At 71.9% G+C, this 26003-nt stretch carries 5 protein-coding genes; all 5 read left to right on the forward strand.

The features are described from left to right. Nucleotides 1–188 precede the first annotated feature (188 nt). Genes QFZ71_RS29515 through fabD form a run of 5 tightly spaced genes read left to right on the forward strand, consistent with a single transcriptional unit; the run spans nt 189 to nt 25903 of the window. Entirely contained in the window at nt 189–10808 is a 10620-nt protein-coding gene (locus QFZ71_RS29515; protein WP_307671203.1) for a non-ribosomal peptide synthetase, read from the forward strand. A gap of 24 nt (nt 10809–10832) precedes the next feature. Next, entirely contained in the window at nt 10833–15236 is a 4404-nt protein-coding gene (locus QFZ71_RS29520) for a beta-ketoacyl synthase N-terminal-like domain-containing protein (protein ID WP_307671204.1), read from the forward strand. Beyond that, on the forward strand, nt 15229–23595 hold the full coding sequence (locus tag QFZ71_RS29525; RefSeq protein WP_307671205.1) for a type I polyketide synthase: 8367 nt from the start codon (nt 15229–15231) through the stop codon (nt 23593–23595). The genes QFZ71_RS29520 and QFZ71_RS29525 overlap by 8 nt, the downstream gene beginning before the upstream one ends. After that, a complete protein-coding gene (locus QFZ71_RS29530; RefSeq protein ID WP_307671206.1) occupies nt 23592–24656 on the forward strand; it encodes a ketoacyl-ACP synthase III family protein in 1065 nt (354 codons plus the stop codon). Before QFZ71_RS29525 ends, QFZ71_RS29530 begins: the two co-directional genes overlap by 4 nt. Continuing rightward, the gene (fabD, locus tag QFZ71_RS29535) at nt 24656–25903 is read left to right on the forward strand and encodes an ACP S-malonyltransferase (protein WP_307671207.1); all 1248 of its coding nucleotides are present in this window, start codon (nt 24656–24658) and stop codon (nt 25901–25903) included. Before QFZ71_RS29530 ends, fabD begins: the two co-directional genes overlap by 1 nt. Nucleotides 25904–26003 lie beyond the last annotated feature (100 nt).

Below are 26003 nucleotides of genomic sequence, written 5' to 3' on the forward strand. Positions count from 1 at the left end.
GCCCGGTACCGGGGCGCGATCGTCGTCCCCGGTGGTCACGGAACGGTCGTAGTCGCCGGGGCGCTCGAGCGGGAGCCGGAAGCCGGCGGGAAGCCCGCTCCCTGCGGGCTCGGGCCGCGCCCTCGTGTTCGCTCGCGGTCATCTGCCACAGCGTCACGCCTGGTCGGGGTGGAAGGAAGGATTCCGTCATGAACCTTCGCGAGCTCGCTCGCCGGTATGCCGACGGGGAGATGTCGACGACGGGCGCACTGGCCGAGCTCGACAGACGCGTGGACATTCCTCTGTCCGAAGGACAGCGCGGCCTGTGGGCGCTCGCCAAGATGGAGCCGGAGACGTACGCGTACAACGTCCCCGTGTGCCTGTCGTTCGCCGACGTGGACACCGCGGCGCTTCAGGCCGCGTTCCGCGACACGCTTTCCCGGCACCCGCTTCTCTCGGCCACGGTGCGCGAGACGGATGACGGTCCCCGCCTGTCCCACGGGGATGCGGACGGCTTCTCGGTCGAGCACGTGGACATCTCCGATGTGCCGTCCGGTCGCGTGCTGACCCTTTTACAGGAAAGCGCGAGGCGACCGTTCGACCTCGCCGGTGCCCCCTTGACCAGGCTGGCCGTCCTGCGCCGCTCCCCCTCCGAGGCGTACGTTCTGCTGGTCATCCATCACCTCGTGGTCGACGGAGTGTCGGGGCGTCTCGTCATCGACACGCTGCTGCGTTCGTACCGGGCGCGGGTCGAGGGGCGGGACGTGCCGGTCGAGGTGGGGTCCGCCTCATTCGGTGAGTTCGTCGCGTGGGAGCGGGACATGCTCGCCGGCGAACGCGCTGACGAGGACCGAGAGTTCTGGGTGCGCGAGCTCACCGGGGCGGACGTCCTCACCGGGTTGCCTTCGCAGGTGGCTCTGCCGCCGGACGCGCCTCATGTGGGCGAGGTGTTCACCAGTCGGCTGCCGAAGGAGCGGGCCGCCGCCATCGCGGCCTTCACCGCTTCACACGGGATCGGTCCGGGGGCCTTCTTCCTGGCGGCCTTCCTGACTCTGCTGCACCGGTACACCGGAAGCGAGGACCTCGTCATCGGGATGCCGGTGGCCGGTCGCCCGACGGAACACTTCGACCCGGTCGTCGGCTGCTTCGTCAACACGCTGCCCCTCCGGAGCAGGCCGAACGCCGCCGAGGAGTTCACGTCGTTCGCCCGGCGCGTACAGTCCACGGTGCTCGACGTGCTCGAACACGGGGCCTACCCGTTCCACCGGATCGTGGACGATCTCGGTGCCCGCAGCGCGAATCCACGGTCGCCTCTCTATCAGATCGTGTACAACTATCAGGATTCCGCTCTCTCCGGATACCTGGGCGAGCGGGCCCGCGCCACCGGTGAGACGGACTTCGAACTCGTCGACGGGCTGTACCAGCTGGGTGAGTACGACCTCACGGTGGACGTGGCCCCCGGTGACGGGTTCCTGGTGAACTGGAAGTATCACCCCGACGCCTTCTCGGATCACGCCGTCGCCGGCATGGCGGAACACTTCGCCACCCTCGTGGACAGCATCCTCGACTCGGACGGGCGGTCGCCGACAGGCGGGCTGAACCTGCTCGACGACGAGGAACGGCGTCTCGTCATCGAGGCATGGAACCGCACCGAGGCGGACTTCCCCACGCATCGGACGTGCTGGGATCTCTTCGCTGAGCAGGCAGAGGCGCATCCGGACGCCCCTGCGGTCACCTGCGGCGCGCGGACCCTCACCTATGGCGAACTCGCGGACCGAAGCTCCGCGCTGGCACAGGCGCTGACACGTCAGGGCGTCGGCACCGGGGACGTCGTAGGGGTCTGCTACGAACGGTCACTCGACCTCGTCGTGGCCCTCCTCGCCGTCATGAGGCTCGGCGCGGTGTACCTGCCCCTGGACAGCCGGCTCCCGGCCGAACGCCTCTCCTACATGGTCGAGGACAGCGGCGCGCACCTCGTCATCTGCCATGAGGCGGTGATGGACAGGCTGGCCGCAGCACGGACGCCGAGGACGAGGCTGTACCCGACGGACCGTGAGGACGACCGGGCAGCCCACGCGGGGGCAGCGGCGGGAGAGACGACCGCCGGTGCGTCGGACACACCAGCCCCGACTTCCCCAGCCGCCTACATCATCTACACCTCGGGCAGCACGGGAAAGCCCAAAGGCGTCGTGGTCCCGCACGCGGCGCTGACCAACTTCCTGCTGGCCATGGCGGACACGCTGGGAGTGACGTCCGACGATCGGCTGTTGGCCCTCACCACGCACAGCTTCGACATCGCCGCGCTGGAGCTCTACCTCCCGCTGATCACCGGCGGGCAGGTCTGCGTCTGTGAATCGGCCACGGCCGCCGATGCCACGTTGCTGGCGGAGAGGGTCGCCGACTGGCGGCCCACCCTCATGCAGGCCACTCCGGCGACCTGGGCCATGCTGGTACGCGTCGGGTGGCGGAACACCGAGGGCGTCACGATGCTGTGTGGCGGCGAGGCGCTTCCCGAAGGCCTGAAGGACCAACTCGTGGCGCGCGGCGAGGCGTGGAACCTGTACGGGCCCACGGAGACGACCATCTGGTCGGCGGCCAAGCGGCTGAGCCGTGAGGAGCCGGTGACCATCGGCAGCCCCATCCCGAACACCCAGCTGTACGTCCTCGACCAGAACCTGAGCCCCCTGCCGGTCGGCGTGACCGGCGAGCTCCACATCGCCGGCGACGGGGTCGCCCTCGGCTACCACCGTAAGCCGGAGTTGACGGCCGAACGCTTCCTGGACAACCCGTTCGCGCCCGGGCGGCTGTACCGGACAGGAGACCGCGCGCGCCGACTGCCGAACGGCGAGATCATCGTCCTGGGCCGGATGGACAACCAGGTCAAACTGCGCGGTCACCGCATCGAACCCGGTGAGATCGAGGCAGTGCTCGATGCCCGCCCGGAGATCGGCCGCAGCGTCGTCCTGCTGGAGCGTGTCGGCCCGACGGACAGGCTCACGGCCTACTACACCGGGACCGGGGAGGCGCCGGTCGACGTCACACGGCTGCGCGCCGAACTCGCCAAGACCCTCCCCGCCTACATGCTGCCCGCCGCATTCGTGGCCCTGGACGCCTTTCCGCTCACGGCGCACGGCAAGGTCGACCGGGCGAAGCTGACCGGGGCCGCCCGGACGGTGCCGCCCCCGGCCGTCGGCGGCCCGGCGACCGCACGCGACCTCGAGCGGACCGTGCGCGGGATTTTCGAAGAGGTGCTCGACTCGCGTGACATCGATCGTGCCGCGGGCTTCTTCGACATCGGCGGAGACTCGTTCGCGGCCATCGAAGCGGTGGAGCGGATCAACCGCGAGTTCGGCTGCTCGTTGCGACCCACCAGCGTCTTCGCGCACCCGTCCGTCGCGGCGATGGCCCGCCACCTGACAGGGCTGCTGCCCGCTGAACAGGCAGCAGCGGCGCGGTCGGCCGAGCCCGGGGAGCACCCCGAGCCGCCCCACGCCACTCCGGCGGCCGACGACGCCTCGCTCGATGACGCGATCGCGGTGATCGGCATCTCCTGCCGGTTCCCGGGGGCCATGGACCACCGCGCGTTCTGGTCCGCGCTCGTGGAAGGACGCAGCGGCGGCACGTCGTGGTCGGTCGAGGAACTGCGCACGCTCGGAGTGCCGGAGGAGCTGATCACCCGACCCGGATACGTGCCGCAGCGGGCGGTCGTGGACGGCAGGGCGGATTTCGACGCGGCGTTCTTCGACATCTCCCCCCGCGACGCCGAGTTCATGGACCCGCAGGCGCGCTTGCTGTTGCAGCACGCGTGGCAGGCGCTGGAGGACGCCGGTTACCGCCCGGAGGACGTGCCCGCGACCAGCGTCACCACGGCCACGAGCTCGAACTTCTACCAGGCCCTGCTCCCGGCACTGATGGCGAACGCGTCGGGTCCGCGGATCCTGGCGAACTCGGAGACCTACGCCGCCTGGCTGTTCGCCCAGGGCGGCACGGTGCCCACGATGATTTCCACGAAGCTGGGGCTGCGTGGCCCCAGCATGGCGGTGAGCACCAACTGCTCCTCGGCGCTGAGCGCGGTGCACGTCGCCTGTCAGGGACTCCTGGCCCGCGACGTGGACCAGGCGATCGTCGGCGCGGCCAGCCTGTTCTCCGCGGGGGACCTGGGATACGTGCACCAGCCCGGCCTGAACTTCTCGAGCGACGGCCGCAGCCGCGCGTTCGCCGACGGCGCCGACGGGATGTCCGGAGGCGAAGGCGTCGGGGTGGTCGTTCTCAAGCGCGCCGGTGAGGCGATCGCCGCCGGCGATCACATCTACTGCCTGATCCGCGGCATCGCGGTGAACAACGACGGCGGCGACAAGGCGGGGTTCTACGCTCCCGGTGTGCGCGGTCAGGCCGAGGTGATCCGCAAGGCGCTGGACAAGGCGGGCACGGACCCGTCGACGATCAGTTACGTCGAAGCGCACGGCACGGGCACGAGGCTCGGCGATCCCATCGAGGTCGCGGCCCTGACCGAGGCGTACCGCGACCACACGGCACGCAGCCAGTACTGCGGCATCGGCTCGGTCAAGAGCAACATCGGCCATCTGGACGCGGCCGCGGGGATCGCCGGCCTCATCAAGGTGGCCCTGGCCCTGCGGCACGGAGAGGTTCCGCGGACCCTGCACTGCGACGTGCCGAGCTCGGAGATCGACTGGGACGAGTCGCCGTTCTTCGTGGCCGACCGGAATCTGCCGCTGGACGGCGACGAGCCCGCGCGGGCGGGATTGAGCTCCTTCGGGATCGGCGGCACCAACGCGCACGCGGTACTGGAGCAGGCGCCGACGGGTGCGCGAGCCGCCCGCCGCCCCGGACCCCAGGCGGTGGTGCTCTCGGCCCGCGACGGGGAGCGGCTCGGCGTCCTCGTACGCCAACTCCTGGAGTTCCTGCCGGGATACCGGGACGCGCACGGCGACCTGGCGTCGCTCGCGTACACGCTGCAGGTCGGGCGGCGGGCGATGGCCGAACGCGTGGTGTTCGTCGCCCATGACGTCGACGGGCTGATCACGACCCTGCGGGACTACGTCGGGCACGGCGCGAGCGGAATGGTGTTCGAAGGTACGGCCCGCCGGCCCGAGGACACGCTGCTCGGCCTCTTCGACCACCCCGGCGAGCTGCGGGACCTGGTCGCCGGGTGGCTCGAACGCGGGGAGTGGGACAAGATCGCGCCTCTGTGGGTCAACGGCATCGATGTCGAGTGGCGGATCTGCCACGGCGCGAACCCGCCGGTGCGGGTGAGCCTGCCCACGTATCCGTTCGCTGCGAAACGGTTCTGGCCCGCTCCGGAGCCGGTGTCGGTCCCCCCGACGGCCGACCCGCTCGACGCGGCATCGTTGCTCGTGGCCGCGGCCGAGCCCGAGAGCGTCGAGACGTTCCTGTCCGGTCGCGCGTCCGCCACGGACGAGCTGGACCGCCTCTCGCGCCCGCTCGTGCTCGCACAGCTCGTGGCGGCGGGACTCTTCGACGCGCCCGTTCGACGCGATCTGATCGGGCAGCGGATCACGCCGTCCCTCGCCCGGTGGCTCGACCACACGGTGACCGTGCTGCTGAGCCACGGAGAGCTCGTGTGTGAGGGCGAGTTCGTGGCGCCCGTGAAGAGTGCGCCGGGCCTCGAACAGGCGTGGCGTACCTGGCGTGCGTGGAAGGACGCCCGAGCCGGGGATCCGGAGCTGGCGGCCAAGACCGCCCTGACCGAGCGCATGGCGGAGGCGTTGCCCGCGATCCTCTCCGGGCGGACGAAGGCCACGGCGGTCATGTTCCCCGGTGGCTCGTTCGAGCTGGTCGAACCGGCGTACCGGGGGAACGCGACGGCCGACTACTTCAACGACGTGACGGCCTGCGCGGTGCGCGCGGAGGTGGACGCCCGCCGCGACGGGGTCCGGCTGCTGGAGATCGGAGCGGGCACCGGCAGCACCAGTGAGCGCGTCTTCGCCCGGCTGACGGGGTGCGACGTCGCCGAGTACCGCTACACGGACGTCTCGAAGGCGTTTCTGATCGACGCGGAGCGGCGGTTCGCCGGACACGTGCCGTACGTGTCCTTCGGGACCTTCGACGTGGAGCGGGAGCCCGGCGCACAGGGATGTGCCGCAGGCGGCTACGACATCGTCATCGCCAACAACGTCCTGCACGCCACCCGGGACATCGTGCGGTCGGTGCGTCATGCCGGAGCACTGCTGCGGCCCGGCGGAGTCCTCGTGCTCAACGAGCTCGCCCGGAACGACTGGTGGTCGCACCTGACCTTCGGCCTCCTCGACGGGTGGTGGCGGTTCACGGACGGAAGGCGTATCCAGGGCGGACCGGCGCTGTCCTCGGACGCGTGGCGCGACGTGCTGCGGGAGTGCGGGTTCGACACGGTCGAACTCCTCGCGGAGCCGGCCCGCGCCCTGGGCCAGCAGGTACTGCTGGCGCGCGCCGGGTCGCCCGTACCGCGCCGGGATCCGCGGCCCGCCGCGTCCGGTTCGGTCGAGGAGCACGTCCGCGCGACCGTCGAGCGGATCCTCACCGGAACGCTGAAGCTGACCGCGGAGGAGCTCGCGGCCGACAAGCCCTTCGCCGACTACGGACTGGACTCGCTCACCGGCGTCTCCCTGGTGCAGCGGCTCAATGAGTCGCTGGGCACCGACCTCGATCCGAGTGTGCTGTTCGAGAACCCGTCGATCAGGCGGCTGACGCGTTTCGTCGTCGACGAGGAAGGCGCCGTCATCGCGGCCGCGGTACCCGAGCCGTCGGCGGTGTCCGAGCCCTCCGCGGTACCCGGGTCGGCCGCGGTACTCCAGCCGTCCGCACTGCCGCAGCCGTCCGCGACCACCGTGCCGTCGGGCGGCGGCCGGGAACCCGTCGCGATCGTCGGCATGAGCGGCCGGTTCCCCGGCGCTCGGGACACCGGCGAGTTCTGGGATCTGCTGGCCACCGGCCGGGACGCTGTCGGGAAGGTGGACCGCTGGGACCTCGCGTCGCTGGGCAGCGTCTGCCTGGACGGCGGTCTCCTGGACGGTGTCGACGAGTTCGACCCGCTCTTCTTCGGGATCTCCGGTGCGGAGGCCGTCTACATGGAGCCGCAGCAGCGGCTGTTCCTCCAGGAGGCGTGGCGGGCGCTCGAGGACGCGGGCCACGCGGGCGAATCGCTCGACCGCGACCGGTGCGGCATCTACGTGGGCTGCGCTGCGGGCGACTACCTGGACCTGACGGGGCCGTCCGACTATCCGGGCCAGGCGCTGTGGGGCAACATGAACTCGCTCGTGCCGTCCCGGATCGCGTACTACCTGGACCTGCACGGCCCGGCGATCGCGGTCGACACGGCATGCTCCAGCTCGCTGGTCTCCCTCTACCTGGCATGCCAGGCGCTGTGGGCGGGCGAGGTCACCACGGCGATAGCCGGCGGGGTCTACGTCCAGAACTCGCCGCGGCTGTATCTGGCCGCGTCGCGGGCCGGGATGCTTTCCCCTACGGGCCGGTGCCGTGCGTTCGACCAGGCGGCCGACGGATTCGTGCCCGCCGAGGGGGTCGGTGCGCTGATCCTCAAACGGCTGTCGGACGCCGAGGCGGACGGCGACCACATCCACGGCGTGATCCGGGGAATCGGGATCAACCACAACGGTACGACGAACGGGATCGCCGCGCCGAACGGGACCTCGCAGGAACGGCTGATCCGGCAGATCTACCAGGACTTCGAGATCGACCCCGCGGGGATCGGGCTGGTCGAGGCGCACGGCACCGGAACCAAACTCGGCGATCCGGTGGAATTCCGGGCTCTGGACCGCGCGTTCCGCGGCTTCACGGACGCCGAGCGGTTCTGCTCGCTCGGCTCCTCCAAAGCCTCCATCGGCCACGCGCAGGCCGCGGCCGGCGTGATCGGCGTCATCAAGACACTGCTGGCGATGAGGCACGAGGTGATCCCCGGTCTGCCCCACCACACCACGACCAACGCCAGTGTCACGTTGGCCGGCAGCCCGTTCTTCGTGCACACCGAGCCGAGGCGGTGGGCCGTGCCCGAGGGCGGCAGGCGGCGCGCCGCGGTCACGTCGCTCGGCGCGAGCGGAACCAACGCCCATGCCGTCATCGAGCAGCCGTCGAAGCCGCCCACACCGCCGCCGACCGGGCAGGACGGGGACCGGTTGATCGTGCTGTCCGCCGCGACGGAGCACGCCTTGCGTGAACAGATCGTCCGACTCGCGCGCCACTGCCGTGAGCACCCGGACCTCGATGCCGGCGACGTGAGCCACACCCTTCTGCTCGGGCGCAAGCACCTGCGGCATCGATGGGCGGGGGTGGTCCGGGACCTCGCGGAACTGGAGAACCGGTGCACCGCCTGGCTCTCCGGGCAGGACATTCCGGCGCAGAGCGCGGACTCCCGGCTGCGGGCGCTCGCCCAGCAGTTCCTCGACGGAGGGGCACCGGATTTCGCCGCGTTGTTCCGCGACCGCCGCTACCGCCGTGTTCCGCTGCCCGGCTACCCCTTCGCGGGGGAACGCTACGCGCTGCCGATCCGCGCGGCGGCGGACGATGGGCCGCGCCGCGACGGGGAAGTCCTCACCGGCGACGAGTTCTACCTTCGTGAACACCAGGTGCGGGGAACCGGGATCGCGCCGGGGGCCATGTACCTGCGGTGGGCCGCGGCAGCGGCGGGGCGGACCGCGAGCGACCCGGTCCGCTTGCGCGACATCGTCTTCCTGCGCCCCCTCTCGGTCTCGGGGGAGCCGCGCGCACTGCGGGTGGATCTTCGCGCGGACGGCGACGTCACCCGCTTCACGGTGGCCTCCACGGAGCCGGCCGGAGACGAGCCCGTTCTCCACTGCCAGGGCGAGGTCTCCGCCGCGGAACCGACGTCCGCGCAGGCGCTCGATCTGCCCGCGCTGCGCCGGGATCTCCGGTCCACGGCCTTCGACCCCCTCCGGTTCTACGCCGGGTGGCGGGAGCGCGGCATCGCCTACGGACCCATGTTCCAGGGGGTCGTGGCGGTGCACCGCGGAGACGACGCGGTGCTCGCCGAACTGCGCCTGCCCGGCACGGCGTCAGGAACGATGGACGGCCCCGGCCCGCACCCGGCGCTGGTGGACTCGGCGATGCAGTGCATGCGCCTGCTCGACGGCGACGACCGGGTCGGGCTGGTGTTCAGCATCAGGTCGGCCGAAGTCCTCGCCCCCGGCGCATCCACCATGTGGGCCCTGATACGCCGTGCGGAGGACGCGCGCGGCACGGACCGGATCGACATCGACCTCGCCACCGACGACGGCACGGTGTGCCTGCGGCTGCGGGGCATCACAGGCCGTCGGACCGAGCAGACGCCGGACCCGGCGGACGACGTCGCCACGCTGATACCTGTATGGGACCCCCTCCAGCCGACGGAATCCGCGCCGTGGCCGCGGAGTTCCGCATCGGTCGGCGTCATCGCGCCCCCGGGGCGGGCGCGGGACGTTATCCTCGCGCGCCTGCCAGGAGCGCACCTGGTCGCGGACCCGTCGGACGGTACGCACGAGGATCTGGAGACGTCCGTCAGGTCGGTCCCGGAACTCGACCATCTGATCTGGGTGGCGCCCGGCGCCGTGGAGGACCGGTCCGGTGCGAGCGTGGTCGAGGGCCAGTCGAGCGGCTCGCTGCACGCCTTCCGCACGGTGAAGGCACTGCTGGCCGCGGGGTACGGCGATCGCGCCTTGGGCCTGACCCTGATCACCGAGCGGGCGCACGCCGTCCACGAGGCCGAGGGCGTCGACCCGGCGCACGCCGGTGTGGCGGGCCTGGCGGGGACGGCGGCGAAGGAGTACCCGGACTGGCGGGTGCGGGTGGCGGACGTCGAAGCCTACGACGCGCCCTCCCTCGCCGCGGTGCTCGACCTGCCCGCGGACCCGGACGGGAACCTGCGCATCCAACGCGACGGCCGGTGGCACGGGCAGCGCCTGATGACCGTTCAGCCGGCCCTGCCGACGTCGTCCCGGCTGCGACAGGGCGGCACCTACGTCATCATCGGCGGGGCGGGCGCCCTCGGCGAGGCCATCAGCGCGTACCTGATCCGCCGCTACCGCGCCCAGGTGGTGTGGCTCGGCCGCAGGCCGCAGGACGCGCGGGTCGAGGCCGCCATCGTCCGGGCGACCGGCGCGGACGGTCCGGCGCCGCTGTATCTGCGGTCCGACGCCACCGACCTCGCGTCCCTGCGTGCCGCGAAGGACGAGATCGTACGACGGTTCGGGGCGGTGCACGGCGTCGTCCACTCGGGCCTCGTGTTCTCGGGAGCGAGCCTGGCCCGGATGAGCGAGGCGCAGTTCGAGGACGTGCTGCGCGGCAAGGTCGACGCGAGCGTCCGGTGCATGGAGGTGTTCGGCGGTGATTCACTCGATTTCGCCCTGTTCCTGTCCTCGATCAACTCCTACCTCAAAGCCATCAAGCAGGCGAACTACGCGGCCGCCTGCACGTTCCTCGACTCCTTCGCGCTGACGGTGCGACGCCGATACGGCGCTGCCGGCAAGGTGCTGAATCTGGGCTACTGCTTCAACAACGCACCCGCCGGAGGAAAGCGCGACGCGGTGGTCGGAGCGCAGGCGCCGCTCATCCAGCCGGACGAGCTGACGGCGGCGATCGAACGGCTCTGCGCGGGGCCGGTCAGCAGGCTGACGTTGATGAAGTTCAGTCCCGCGCTCAACGATCGGGGCATCGTTCTGGGCGACGACGAAGTCATCCTCCCCACGGCCGTGCCTCCGGACGCCGTGCCCGCCGGCGTCCGGGAACCGGCGGCGGTACCGAGCGGCGAACTGGAGCGGCTGCGTGCCCGCATCGCCGAGCTGACCGCGCTCGCGATCTGATCGCGGCCTTCGAAGGGACTGATCATGAAACAGCTGCTGCTCGACTTTCTCTGGTCCCATCTGCGCACGCTCGGTGCGTTCCGCGCGTCCGGGCAGACCCCGGACGCGGCACGGGAGTCGGCAGGGCTCGCTCCGGGGTTTCGCGCCTGGTTCGACGAGTGCCTGCGCCTCTTCGAGAGGGCCGGCTACATCGATCGGCGGGACGGCGGGATCCTGCTCGGCGATGCCACGCGGCACCGGCCGATCGATCAGCTGTGGCACGAGTGGGAGACGGGACGGCCCGCGTGGCAGGGGAATCCCGACCTCGCGGCCACCCACCTCCTGGTGGAGACCACCTTGCGGGCCTTCCCCGACATTCTCACCGGACGGCGACCGGCCACGGAGGTCATCTTCCCCGGAGGATCACTGGAGCTGGTGCAGAACGCCTACGCGACCAACCCGGCGTCGGCGTTCTTCAACCAGGTGCTGGCCGACGACTTGGTGGCGCGGCTGCGACGGCGGGCACAGGCCCTGACGGAGGATGCCGCCCGGATCCTGGAGATCGGCGCCGGTACGGGTGCCACGAGCGCCGTCGTCCTGGAGGCGCTGCGGTCCGCGCGGCTGGACGTGCGCGAGTACTGCTACACCGACATATCGCGGGTCTTCCTGAACCACGCTGAGCGTTCGTTCGGTGCGGACAATCCTTGGCTGACCTGCGGAATCCTGGACATCGAACGCCCGGTGGCGGATCAGGGCCTCACCCTCGGCGGGTACGACGCCGTGGTGGCCGCCAACGTCCTGCACGCCACTCGGGACATCCGCCACACCCTGCGCAACGCCAAGGCGCTTCTCCGGCCCGGCGGACTGCTGGTTTTGAACGAGCTGACCGCGAACAACCTGCTCAGCCAGTTCTCGTTCGGCCTCCTCGACGGGTGGTGGCGCTTCGAGGACCCGCACCTGCGTATCCAGGGCAGCCCGCTGCTCTCCACGGCGCACTGGCGGCACGTCCTGACGCAGGAAGGGTTCCGCGCGATCGCGCTGCCCGCGCGGGATGCCGAGGATCTCGGACAGCAGATCATCGTGGCCGAGAGCGACGGCGTCATACGGCAGACGGTGACCGTCCCGCGCCCGTCCGCACCGCACATGGCGCCGGTGCGCGAGAGCGGGGCGCTGGCCACGGCCGGTCACAGCGCCGGGAGTGAGCCCGCAGAACCGCTGCGCCTCCGCATCGAGGCAGTCGCACTCGATGTGCTGGCGGAGGCGTTGGACATCCCGCGGACGAGGATCGGGCGGGACGAGCCCTTCTCGAACTACGGGCTCGACTCGATCTTCGCGGTGAACGTGGCCCGGACCCTCGGCGGGACGCTCGGCGTCGACCTCGACATCACGGTGCTGTTCGAGCACAACACCCTCGCCGAGCTGGGCGAGTTCATCGTCTCCGAATACGCCGAGGACCTGCGGGACGCACTTCCGCCGGAGCCCGCACCCCCGGACCGGGCACCCGATCCCGTACGGCCCCGGCCTGAGCTCGACGGCATGGCGGTCGTCGGCATGGCGGCACGCTTCCCCGGAGCCGACGACGTCGACGCGTTCTGGCAGTTGGTCGAGCACGGCGGACGGCGCATCACCGCACCGCCGGAAAAGCGTGCGGACTGGACGCCCCACGGCGACGAGGCGGCCGCGCTGCGGGGCGGATTCCTCGACGGGGTGCATGAATTCGATCCCCTCTTCTTCCGCATGTCGATGACCGAGGCGCGCCAGGTCACTCCGGAGCTGCGCCTGCTGCTGATGACGTCGTGGAACGCCGTCGAGGACGCGGGCTATCGGCCGGCCGAGCTGCGGAGCCGACCCACGGGCGTGTTCGTCGCCACGACCCAGAGCGAGTACCGGCCCGCGGCCATGGACCTGATGAGTCTGCCGTCGCCCGCGATGGTGCCCAACCGGATCTCGTACCTGCTCGACCTCAACGGCCCCAGCGAACAGTGCGACACGACGTGCTCGTCCTCGTTCGTGGCCCTGCACCGGGCGATCCGGTCCATCCGCGACGGTGAGTGCGAGCAGGCGCTCGTCGGCGGCGTGAACCTGGTGATGTCACCCGCAGGTTTCGGCGGGATGCGGGCCGCGGGCATGCTCAGCCCGAGCGGCGACGTCCGGCCGTTCCAGCAGGGCGCCGACGGCACCGCGCGCGGCGAGGGCGTCGCCGCCGTACTGATCAAACCGCTGAGCCGGGCCCTGGAGGACGGGGACGTCGTCCACTGCGTCGTGCGCGGCACCGGCGTGGCCCACGGCGGCAGGGGCGTGTCCTTCACGGCACCGAACATCCGGGGCATGAAGACAGCCGTCACGCGCGCCTACGCCGACGCCGCGATCGATCCGGGCGCCGTGGACTACATCGAGACCCACGGCATGAGCTCGATGCTGGCGGACAGCGCGGAGCTGGCGGCGCTCGGCGCCGGACAGCGCAGCGGGGACGACAGCGCCGACGTGACGTATCTGGGCAACGTGAAGCCCTGCATCGGGCACACCGAGGTGGTGTCCGGCCTGGCCGCGCTGGTGAAGACCGCGCAGGCGATGCGGCACGGCGTGATCCCGGCACTGCCGGGCTTCGGGCGGCTGCACCCCGACCTCTCCCTCAAGGGGACGCGGCTGCGGATCCCCACGCAGAACCTGCCCTGGCCCGAGCGCACCGACGACGCCGGCCGGCCGCTGCCGCGCCGAGCGAGCATGCACAGCTTCGGGATCGGCGGGGTGAACGCGCATGTCGTGCTGGAGCAGCACATCGCCTCCGCGGAGCCGGACGACGACCCCGGTGCACAGGTCCTGGTCCTCTCGGCACGGAGCGCCGACGCTCTGCGCGAGCGGGCGCGCCGCCTGACCCATCGGCTCGCCGGAGCGGATCCGCGCTCCTGGGCGGACATCGCGTACACCTTGCAGGTCGGCCGGGAAGCGATGAGCTGCCGACTGGCGTTCGTGGCGCGGAGCACGGACGAGGCCGCTCGCGTTCTCGGCGGCTGGCTCGACGGCGACCCGGACACGCTCGCCCGCGTGGCGTTCGCCGAGGACGTCGGTACCGCGGCCGGCCCCGAGTACGACGGGGAGCCGGCGCGGCTCGACCACGTGGCGGAACAGTGGGCCGCCGGCGTCTCCGTCGACTGGGCCCTGATGCACCGTGGCGCCCGACGCAGGCGGATCACCCTGCCCGGGTACCCCTTCGCCCGCCTGACGTGCTTCGCCGAGCAGGCGCCGCGGCCGGATCAGGCATCGCACTCGGGCGCCGGCCCCTTGGACGGCGAAGCCTTCGTCGCCGACCTCGTCGCCTCGGTGCTGGGCCTGCCGCGCCACGAGATCGACGGCACGAGGTCGCTCGCGGACTACGGTCTCAACTCCCTGCTCCTGGTCGCGATGCTGGGCCGGATCAGCCAGGTGTTCCCGGACTTCCAGCCCGCATGGTGGCAGCCGCACGACACGTTGGACGACGTGGTCGCCAGGCTGTCGAAGGCGGAGGCCCGCTCCACGCGCGTGCCCGCCCCGGAACTGGTGCGCCTCAACGGCGCGACCGAGGGCAGGCCGGTCTTCTGGATCCACGGCGCCCTCGCGGGCGTCGAGTCCTACCGCACGATCGCCGAACGGATCGACCGCCCGTTCTACGGCATCCAGGCCCGTGGCCTGCTGACCGAGGACGCGCCGATCGAGGGCGTCACCGCCATGGCCGAGTACTACACCGAGGTCCTCCGCTCGGTGCAGCCCGAGGGGCCGTACGATGTCGGCGGATTCTGCCTCGGCGGCATCGTCGCCTATGAGGTGACCCGGCGGCTGCAGGCCGAGGGCCAGGACGTGGCCTCGCTGACGATGGTGGACTCGCCGGACGGGACCGGCCTGGCGAAGTCGAACGCGAACGGGTTCCAGTCGGCGCGGAGCGCGGCGCTGCAGGTCGTCAACTCCCTGCTCTGGCCGGCGGGGGAGAAGGACCCGGCGGTCCTGCGTGCCCGTCTCGTCCACCGGGACGAGGTCGTGGCGGACCTGGACGAGGACGCGTTCGTCCTGCGGCTCGCGGAGCTGGCGGCCGAGCGCGGTCTCGCCATGAGACCCGCCCAGATCGCGCGGTTCGTCAGGCGCAACATGGCGATCCAGCTCGCCTACCGGCTCGGCGAGCACACCATCAGGCCTCTGCCGCGGCCGGAAGGCGTGGTGTGCACCTACTTCCGCAACCGGCGCGGGCTCTTCCTGGGCGAGGTCGAACCCTACTTCCAGGTCGCCGGCGAGACCTTCTCCCTCGACCACGTGGACTACCAGCAGGACTGGGCGCGCGAGATGCCGGGCCTTCGCCTGGTGGAGATCGACGCCGCGAACCACATGACGATCCTGAACGACGCGGGGCCGCTCTCCGCGATCGAGGAGACATGCATGGCGCTCTACGCGTCCGACGAAATCGGGGTTTCCCGTGGCTGACCAGACCGCCGCCCGGACGTACGACCACCGCGAGCCGGTGGCGATCGTCGGCATCGGTTGCCGACTGCCGGCACGGATCGAGGACCCGACCGCACTCTGGCAGGCGCTGCTCCAGGGCGTCGACGCGGTGCGTCCGGTACCGGCCGACCGGTGGAACGCCACCGCGTGGGCCGACGCGGAGGCGTCCGGCGGCGCGGCGAACCGGCGAGGCGGATTCCTCGACGACGTCACGGGATTCGACGCGGAGTACTTCGGCATCCCACCGGCCGAGGCACGGCAGATGGACCCGCAGCAGCGGATCGCCCTGGAGGTGGCCTGCACCGCGGTCGAGGACGCGCGGCGTTCCCCGGCGAGTCTCTCGGGCACCCGCACCGGCGTCTTCATGGGTGCGATGTGGCAGGAGTACCCGCTGTTCACCCAGGGTGTCCCGGAGGCGATCCACGCCCACTCGGCCATCGGCTGGGACAACTCGGTGATCCCGTCCCGCATCGCCTACGCGCTGGGGCTGCGCGGCCCAGCGATGGGCGTGGCGACCGCGTCGAGCTCCTCCTTGGTCGCGGTGCACCTCGCCGTGCAGAGCCTGCGCTCCGGTGAGTCGGACTTCGCACTCGCCGGCGGCGTCAACCTGATGCTGCATCCGAACACCTCGGTGGCCCTGACGAAACTCGGCACGCAGAGCTCCGCCGGCCTGAGCCGGGCCTTCGACGGTGACGGCGACGGCTACGCCCGCGGCGAGGGCTGCGCGGTGGTCGCGCTGCGCCGGCTGTCCGACGCGCTCGCCGACGGCGACCGCGTCTACGCGCTGGTGCACGGCAGCGCCGTCAACAACGACGGCGCGACAGACGGACTGACCGCCCCCAGCCACGGCGCCCAGACGGAGGTGCTGCGGTCGGCGTGGGAGAACGCGGGCGTAGCGCCGAGTGCGGTGGCGTACGTCGAGGCGCACGGCACGGGCACGCCCCTGGGCGACGTGACGGAGGCGCGCGCGCTCGGCACCGTGTTCGGACCCGACCGGCCCGCGCCGCTGCGCATCGGCTCGGCGAAGACGAATTTCGGCCATCTCGAACCCGCGGCCGGGGTGCTCGGGCTCGTCAAAGCCGCGCTGTCCGTGCATCACGGCGTCATTCCGCCGAGCCTGCACTTCCGTACACCGAACCCGCGCATCGACTTCTCCGCCGAACGTCTGGAAGTGGTCACCGAGCCGGCCGCGTGGCCGGCCGGGCCGCGGTTCGCGGGGGTGAGCAGCTTCGGATACGGCGGCACCAACGCCCATGTCGCGCTCGGTGAGGCGCCCGAGGGTGCACCCGTACCGGCCGTACCGGACACGGGCGGCCCCGTCTGCCTGACGGTGTCCGGCACGAGCCCGCACGCGCTCGCGCGCAACGCCGCACGGCTGGCCGGCCACCTCGGGCAGTCGCCCGCGACGAGCCTGTCCGACGTCGCCCACTCGCTGGCGACGACCCGCGCGCAGCACCCCACACGCGGCGTGGTGATCGCCGGGACGACGGACGAGGCGGTGGACGGTCTGCGGGCGCTCGCCGCGGACGAGAGCCACGACGCGGTCGTGACGGGCGCGGCTGCCGGACGCGGCCGTGTCGCGTTCGTCTTCCCCGGTCAGGGCGCCCAGTGGTGGGGGATGGGCCGGACGCTGTGGGAGCGGAACGACGCCTTCCGTGAGGCCGTGACGGCCTGCGACGAGGCGCTCGCCCCGCACACCGGATTCTCGGTCGCCGCGGTCGTGCGGGGACAGGACGAACTCGAGCCGCGCTTCACACGCACGGACGTGGTGCAGCCCGCGCTGTTCGCGATGTACGTCGGCCTCGCCGCGATGTGGCGCGCCTGGGGTGTCGAACCCGAGGCGGTCGTCGGCCACAGCCAGGGTGAGGTGGCCGCGGCGGTCGTCAGCGGGGCGTTGAGCCTGGCGGACGGCGCCCGCATCGTGGCGTTGCGCGCTCGGGCCGTGCAGGACCATGCGCCGGACGGGGCGATGGGGCTCGTGGAGCGCCCGGTGGGCGAAGTCGTCGAGGAGCTGGCGGCCTACGGCGAGGCGCTGTCCGTCGCCGTGGTGAACACCGCGCGATCGACCGTCGTGGCCGGGGACGGCGAGGCGGTGGACCGCTTCCTCGCGCAGATGGAGGCCACCGGTGCGTACTGCCAGCGCGTGGACGTGGACTACGCATCGCACAGCCCGCACATGGATGCGCTGCTGCCCGCGCTGCGCGAACAGCTCACGGGCCTTGCCCCCACGGAAGCGGGGACAGCCTTCTATTCGAGTGTGACGGGGGAGCGGGCGGCCGGGCCGGAGCTCGACGCGGACTACTGGTGCCGCAACCTGCGGGAGCCGGTGCGCTTCGATCGCGCTCTGGAGCGCCTGCGGGCGGACGGGTTCGGGATCTTCGTCGAGGTGAGTCCGCATCCGGTGCTCCAGATAGCCCTGGCGCAGGGCACCGAAGCCGACGGGACGGCCGTCGTGGTGGGCAGCTTGCGTCGCGGTCACGGCGGGATCGAACAGGCGCTGCGGGGACCGGCAGAGCTGCACGCCCAGGGGGTCCCGATCCCGTGGCAGCGCGTGTTCCCGGCCTCGGACGCGCGCCGGGTGGACCTTCCGGCGTACGTGTTCGACCACCGCCGCTACTGGCTGGACGAACACGACGACGCGATCCCGGCCGTCGGCCGTGCTGCGTGGCGTGAGGACGTGATGGCGCTGCCCGAACCCGAGCGTCCGGGAGCCGTGGTCGCACTCGTCACGGAGGAGGCCGCGGCCCTGCTCGGCCGGCCCGAGGACGGCGTGCGCCCCGACATGACGCTGCGCGAGCAGGGTTTCGACTCCCTCATGGTGGTCGAGCTGCGAAACCGGCTCAGCGCACGGACACGGATCCCGCTGCCCACCGTGCTCGCCTTCGACTACCCCACACCGCGGGCGATCGCGGCGCTGCTGCTGACGCACGCCGGTGCGCGGTACGAGGCCACGGACGCCCCGACCGCCGCTGCGGCGTCCCCGCGGCCCGACGATGACGACCCCGTCGTGATCGTGTCCATGGCCTGCCGGCTGCCGGACGGAATCGACACGCCCGAGGCGTTCTGGGACCTGCTCGTCGACGGCCGCGAAGCCTCCTCCCCGTTCCCACAGCGCTGGGACGGGTGGGATCTCAGCACGATCGAGGAGGCGGAGCGCGCGGCCACGGGCAGGCGCTTCGAGCGCAAGGGCGGTTTCGTACGCGACGTCGAGGACTTCGACGCGGCGTTCTTCGGGCTCAGCCCGCGGGAGGCGCTCTCCCTGGACCCGCAGCAGCGGCTCGTTCTGGAAGTCGTATGGGAGGCACTCGAGCGGGCCAATCTGCGCACCGCGTCCCTCGAAGGCAGCAACACAGGCGTCTACCTCGGCGCGATGAGTTCGGACTACGACGTCGCTCGGCGCTGGGACGTCGGAAGCAGCGACGGCTACAAGATCACGGGCAACGGGTCGAGCCTGATCTCCGGGCGCGTGGCCTACACACTCGGCCTTTCCGGGCCGGCGCTCACCGTCGACACGGCGTGCAGCTCGTCGCTCGTGGCCCTGCGCCTGGCGTGCGAGGCGCTGCGCAGCGGCGCGTGCGACCTGGCGCTCGCCGGCGGAGTGACCGTGATGAGCACCCCGCAGATCTTCGTCGAGTTCAGCCGCCTCAACGGGCTCGCGGCCGACGGCCGTTGCAAGAGCTTCGCCGACGACGCCGACGGGACGAGCTGGGCGGAAGGCTGCGGCGTCCTGGTGCTCAAGCGGCTCTCGGACGCGAGGCGCGACGGTGACCGGGTGCTGGCCGTCGTGCGGGGCACCGCCATGAACCAGGACGGCCGCAGTCAGGGGCTCACCGCGCCGAACGGCCTCGCGCAGCAGCGCGTGCTCCGCGGTGCCTTGGCCGACGCGGGACTGGCCCCGGCCGACATCGACGCCGTCGAAGCGCACGCCACGGGCACCGTGCTCGGCGATCCCATCGAGGCCGGCGCCCTCGCCGAGGTGTTCTCGGGCCGCGTGCGCCCCCTGCACCTGGGATCGGCCAAGTCCAACATCGGCCATGCCCAGGCCGCCTCCGGTGTCATCGGGGTCATCAAGATGGTGATGGCGCTCCAGCGCGAGTGGCTGCCCCGCACGCTCCACGCGGAAAGGCCGAACACCCGGATCGACTGGACCGCCGGCGAACTGGAGCTCCTGCGGCAGCCGAGGCCGTGGCCACGGACACGGCGGGTGCGTCGCGCCGGCATCAGCTCCTTCGGCATCAGCGGCACCAACACGCACGTCATCATCGAGGAAGCACCGGAGACCGCCGTCGCGGACCGGCCTGGCGACGATCTCGTCCACCCGTTGGTGATCTCGGGCACCGACGCGGCCGCCCTGCGTGCGCAGGCCCGGCACTGGGCCGAGTGGCTCGGCACGCGGCCCGCCGCGTCGATGCGGGACATCGCCTACACCTCCGCCGTCGGCCGTACGCACTTCGACGCACGCGCCGTGGTCTTCGCGGGCAGCGCCGTCGAGGCGGCCGAAGCCCTGCGGGCGGTCGAGCCCGGCACCGGCACGGCGCTGGGGGCGATCGCCTTCGTGTTCGGCGGCCAGGACGCGCAGTCGCCGGAGGCGGACGGCCGACTGCTGGAGCAGAGCGCGGTGTTCCGCGACGCCGTGGCGGAGTGCGACGCGGTCCTCGCGCCGTTGACCGGCTGGTCCGTGCTGGAGGTGCTGCGCGGCGAGGAGGACGTGGACAGTCCCGATGTGCTGCCGTGCACACGGTTCGCGGCCTGTCTCGGACGTGCGGCGCTGTGGCGCAGTTGGGGTGTGGAGCCGGCGGCGGTGGTGGGCGACGCGGAGGGCGAGGTCGCCGCAGCCGTGGTGAGCGGGGCGTTGACCTTGGAGGACGGCGCCCGCGTCATCGCCCTGCAGGCTCGTGCGCGCTCGGGGGGCGCGGTCGGCGACGCGTTGTCAGGGATCGTGCCCGCCCGGACGTCCATCCCCTTCCGTTCGCCCCTGACGGGCGAGGTCGTGCCGGGCCCTGAGCTCGGGGCCGACCACTGGCTCCGCGACCTGCCGGAGCCGGAGCCCACGAGGCTCGACCGCGCGCTGGAGCGGCTGCGCGAGGAGGGCTTCGGCGCGTTCGTCGAGGTCGGCACTGCCTTCGAAGGCGCCTCGGGCGGCGTGGACCGGCTCTGGCGAGCGGCCGCCACGTTGTTCGAGCGGGGCTTCCCCCTGGACTGGGAGCGAGTCCTCGGGTCCCGTGGCGCCGGCAAGGTCGACATCCCGACGTACGCGTTCCAACGCCGGCGCTTCTGGCTCGGCGAGCTTCCGGCCGGACCCGCCGCGGTGACGGCGGACCAGCCCGCGGACGGCCACCCGTGGTTCGACGCGATCACGACGCTCGCCGGCGGCGGCGGACATCTGTTCTCCGGCCGGCTGTCGCTCGACGACGGCCCGTGGCTGGCCGATCACGTCGTCGGCGGGCAGGTCTACGTGCCGGGCGCGGGCGTGATCGACGCCGCACTGTTCGCCGCCCGGACCGCCGGCGCCGACGCCGTGGCGGACCTGACGCTGCTGGAGCCGGTCGTCCTCCTTCCCGACCGGGCGCTGCGGATCCAGGCCACCGTCGGCGACCCGGACGCGCACGGACGACGCCCCTTCGCGTTCCACACCCAACCCGAGGACACGGACGAGCCGCTGATCTGGCGGCAGCACGCGACCGGAGCATGCGTGATCCGGGCGGGCGTCGGCGTCACGCCGCCGCCGGACCTCGACGACCGGCCGGTGACCGACGCCCGTGCCCTCGACGTCGAAGCCTTCTACGGACGTGCCCTCGCCAACGGGCTCGACTACGGCCCGGCTTTCCGAGGACTGCGCGAACTGGCCTGCCGCGAGGGCGTCTACTACGGGCGGGTATCCCTTCCGGGGGCGCTGGATCCGGCCGGCCACGGCCTGCATCCGTCGCTGTTCGACGCGGCACTGCAGGTCGTCGTCGCCGGTCTGATGGAGGCGGGTGCGGCTCCCGGACCGCTCGTCCCGTTCATCTGGTCCGACGTCGAGCTGTTCCGTGCCGCAGGCCGAGAACTGACCGTGCGCGTGTCGTTCGAATCCGGCGAGGACGAGGACCTCGCGCCGGCCACCGTATGGCTGGCCGACCCGGCGGGCCACCTGGTGGCCCGGATCGGCAAGCTGAAGTTCCAGCCCGGCAGACGCCGCGGCCACCCGTTCGCCGAGCACCTCTACCGCGTCGGCTTCGAACGCGTACACCCCGACGCCGGGGCCTTCGACTCCGCGGGCACCCTCGTGGTCGGCGACGCGGAGATGGGCGCGGGGCTCGGCGCCGATGCCGTACCCGATCTGGACGCCCTCATCAAGCGGCTCGACGGCCGCGCGGACACGCCTCGGCGACTGCTGTTCGCGCTGCCTGACCGCGCCTCCGCCGTGTGCCACGATCCGGAACGGAGCGCCGCCGAAGCGCTGCGGACGCTCCAGGTGTGCTTCGGTGAACCTCGGCTCCAGGGCGCGGAGCTCGTCTGGATCACCCGTGACGCGGTGTCGTCGAGCCCGGACGACCAGGTGGGGAATTGGGCCCATGCCGCGGTGTGGGGCATGGTGCGTACGGCCCGTACGGAACAACCTGAGCGCATCCTGCGCCTGATCGACCTCGATGCCGCTACCCCGGACTTCCGGCTCCTGGCGCGGGTGATCGAGAGCGGCGGCGAGCCGGAGTGCGCCCTGCGTGGCGAGACCGCCCACGTGCCACGGGCACGGCCGACCGTCGGGGAGGTCGACGCGCTCGTCCTGCCGCACGAAGGCGGTTGGCACCTGCACCGGCGGGAAGACGATCAGCTGGACGTCGTCGCCGCCACGCACGACGAGGGCGCGCCGGAGCCGGTCGCGCCGTGGGAGGTACGCGTCGAGGTCCGCGCCGCCGGGATGAGCCCGGCGCACACCAAGGTCCTGGAGTTCGCGGGGATCGCCAGGGAGGTCGGCAGCGGCGTCACCTCCGTACACGTCGGTGACCGTGTCATGGGCAGTGCGGCCGGCGCGCTCGGTCATCGGATCCGCGTGGACGGTGCCACCCTCAGGGCGGTGCCCGCGAACCTCACCTTCGCCCGGGCGGCCGCTGATCCGTCCGCCCCCGACGCGAGTCGGGCCAAGGGATCGTTCACCGCCTTCGACGTACGGGACGCGCCGTACGCCCTGCGCCACGCGCGGCGGAACGCCGCGGACAGAACCGTGCTGACCGTGCCACGCCCCCTCGACCCGGACGGCACGGTGCTGATCACCGGTGGTCTCGGCGAGCTCGGCAGCGCACTCGCCGCGCACCTGGTCCGCGCACACGGAGCGCGGCGGCTGGTGCTGCTGTCACGGCGCGGTGGCAACGCCCCCGAAGCCGCCTCGTTCGTGCGGGAACTCGAAGCCGCGGGCGCCGAGCGGGTGGACCTGGTCGCGGGCGACGTCGCGGACCGGGCCGCGGTGGCCGCGGTTCTGGAAGGGATCGACCCGAGCCATCCCCTCACGGCCGTGTTCCACCTCGCCGGCGTGCTCGACGACGGCCTGGTGGAGGGCTTCACCGCAGAGCGGCTGCACCGGGTGATGGCGCCCAAGGTCCAGGGCGCGCGCCTGCTGGACGAGTTGACCGAGCGGCTGGACCTGGCCGCGTTCGTCCTCTTCTCGTCGGCGGCCGGAACGCTGGGCACCGCAGGACAGAGCGGGTACGCCGCGGCGAACGCGACGCTGGACGCCCTGGCGGCGAACCGGCGCAAGCGGGGTCTGGCAGGGCTCAGCCTCGCCTTCGGGCTCTGGGAGCAGGCCGGAGTGGGCATGACCGCCCACCTCGGCAAAGCAGAGCTGGGACGCCTGCGGCGGCAGGGTATCGGCGCCCTGACCATGACCGAGGGGCTGAACGCCCTGGACGCCGCCCTTGCGCGGCCCGAGCCCCAGCTGATGCCCGTGCGCCTGGAACTGGCATCGTTGCGACACGCGCTCGGCGACGCGGAAGCGCCTCCCCTGCTGCGCGACATGCTGCGGCGCACAACCGAAGGGCGCGCAGCCGGAGTTGCCGGCACCGCGGAGTCGCTCGACACACGGATGGCGGACGCCTCCGAAGCCGAACGGCCGGCTCTGCTGCTGGACCTCGTCCGCGGCGAAGTCGCCGACGTGCTCGGCCTGCCCGGACCCGGCAGCGTGCCCGCCGACAGAGCGCTGCGTTCCCTCGGGATCGACTCGCTCACCATGGTCCAGTTGCGCAAGCGCCTCGCCAAGCGGCTGAACACCACGCTTCCCGCCACCCTGGTGTTCGACTACCCGACCGCGGAGGCCATCGTCGGACTCCTGCTCCGCGACGCCACCACCCTGAGAGGGAACGAGAAGTGAAGACAGAGGCCCTGTTCATCGCGGGTACCGCAACCTACCTGCCCCCGGTGACCAAGGTCGAACAGGCCGTCGCCGACGGCCGGTTCGACGCCCAGGACGCCGAGGACACGCAGCTCGAGTCGGTCTGCGAGGCCACGGACGAAGCTCCGCCCGAGATGGCGGTGGCCGCTGCCGCAGACGCCCTGGAGAGGTCGGGTCACCGGCCCGAGGACATCGCGCTCCTGTTGCACGCCTGCGTGTACTTCCAGGGACTCGAGCTCTACCCGACGGCTTCCTACATCCACCGTGAAGTCCTCGGGGACCATTCGGCGCTCGCCTTCGAGCTCAAGAACGCTTCCAACGGCTGCATGACCGCGTTGGACATCGCGGCGCGCTCCCTCAGGGCCACCGACGACGTGGCGGCGCTGGTGACCACCGCCGACAAGGTCGGTCCGCCGGTGATCGACCGCTGGAACAGTGACATCGGCATCGTCCCCGGCGACGGCGCGTCGGCGATGGTGCTCAGCAAGAGGTCCGGGTTCGCACAGGTGCTGAGCACCTCCACGGTGTCGGATCCCACCCTTGAGCGCCTGCATCGCGGCGACGCGCCCTTCACGCCTCACCACGACCCCACCCACCCCATCGACCTGCGTCTGCGCAAACTGCAGTACCTGGGAGACGTGGAGCTCGACGAGTTCACCCGCCGGTTCCGCGCCGGACTCCGAGACTGCGTCGAGCGAGCCCTGCACGACGCGGACGCGCGTCTGGGTGACATCGCCCGGTTCGTCGTTCCGCACTTCGGACGCATCGTGCTGCAGCGCGAGGTCCTCGCCGCACTCGATATCGACCTCGATCTCACGACCTGGTCCTGGGGCCGCACCGTCGGCCACCTCGGCGCGGGCGACCAGATCGCCGGACTCGACCATCTCGTGAGGGAACGTGCCGTGGACGTCGGCGACCTCTGCATGCTGCTCGGGGTCGGCGCCGGCTTCACCTGGACGTGCGCCGTGGTCCGGATCACCGAGGTTCCCGCGTGGCCGGCGCGGCCGACCGGATCCGGCCTCGGGGGCGGGCGGCTCTGATGCGCTGCTACGTGTTCCCCGGCCAGGGCGTCCAGAAGAAAGGGATGGGACGAAGCCTGTTCGGGAGGTTTCCCGACCTCCGCCGCCGCGCCGACCACGTGCTCGGCTACCCGATCGAAGAGCTCTGTCTGGAGAACCCGGAACGACGGCTCTCCGAGACCGCGTACGCGCAGCCCGCGATCTACGTCGTCAACGCGCTGCACTGGTCGGCGGCGCAGGAGGACCTGCCGCCCGCGGACTTCTTCGCGGGCCACAGCCTCGGCGAGTACAGCGCGCTGTTCGCGGCCGGCGCCTTCGACTTCGAAACCGGCCTGACGCTGGTGCAACGCCGTGCGGAACTGATGAGCCAGGTGAGCGGCGGTGCGATGGCCGCGGTCGTCGGCATCTCCGAGCAGGTCGTCGAGCAGACCCTGAAGCAGCACGGTGCCACCGGCGTCGTCATCGCCAACTACAACGCGCCCGAGCAGATCGTGCTCTCCGGCAGCCACGAGGAGTTGGCGCGGATCAAGCCGGTCCTCGAGAAGGTGGAGGGTGTCCGAGGCTTCGTCCCGGTCCGCGTCAGCGGACCCTTCCACTCCCCGGCGATGGCCCCGGCCGCCGCGCGCTTCCGCGACCTGCTGGCCGCGGTCGACCTCGGCGACCTGCGGACACCGGTCATCTCCAACGTGACCGGCCGGCCGTTCGGCCCCGATGCGCAGGAAGTCCGCGACCTGCTCGCCGAGCAGATCGCCAAGCCCGTCCGATGGACCGACTGCATCCGGTATCTGCGGGACGCTGGCGTGTCGGACTTCGCGGAACTGAGCGAATCGAAGGTGCTCACCTCGCTCATCGACCGGATCACCACCGCGCGAGAGACCACCCCGGATCCGCGCCGAGACCTGATCGAGCGCATCAAGCGCGAGATCCTCCAGCCGGAGATCGGCGACGAGGCGCTGGGCTTCGACGAGGACGCCTCGTTCCGGCAGCTCGGCCTGAACTCCATCATCTACGTGCGCCTGGCCCGCCGGGTCGGGACGGTCCTCGGCGTTCCGGTCAAGCCGGACGTCATCTTCCAGCACCGTTCCTGCGCGGCCCTGGCGGACTACCTCCTGACCCGCGACGACATCACCCGAGCCGCAGCGCCCGCGACCCCACCCGCGCCTCTGCGGGAATACCAGGACGAACGGGTGACGGCCCTGCTGCGCGACTGCGCGAACGGGACACTCAGCGTGGACCGGACCATCGAGGCGATCCGCGCCCTCGCGTGACGAGTGCCGGCCGCTCCACCCGCGCCGTCCTGCCGCAGGGGAAGCGCACGAACCCGCGGACGCCGTCCCGCTGCCGGGTCACGGATCATGACCGGAGTCT

It is taken from the genome of Streptomyces sp. V2I9, assembly GCF_030817475.1.
Lineage (GTDB): Bacteria > Actinomycetota > Actinomycetes > Streptomycetales > Streptomycetaceae > Streptomyces.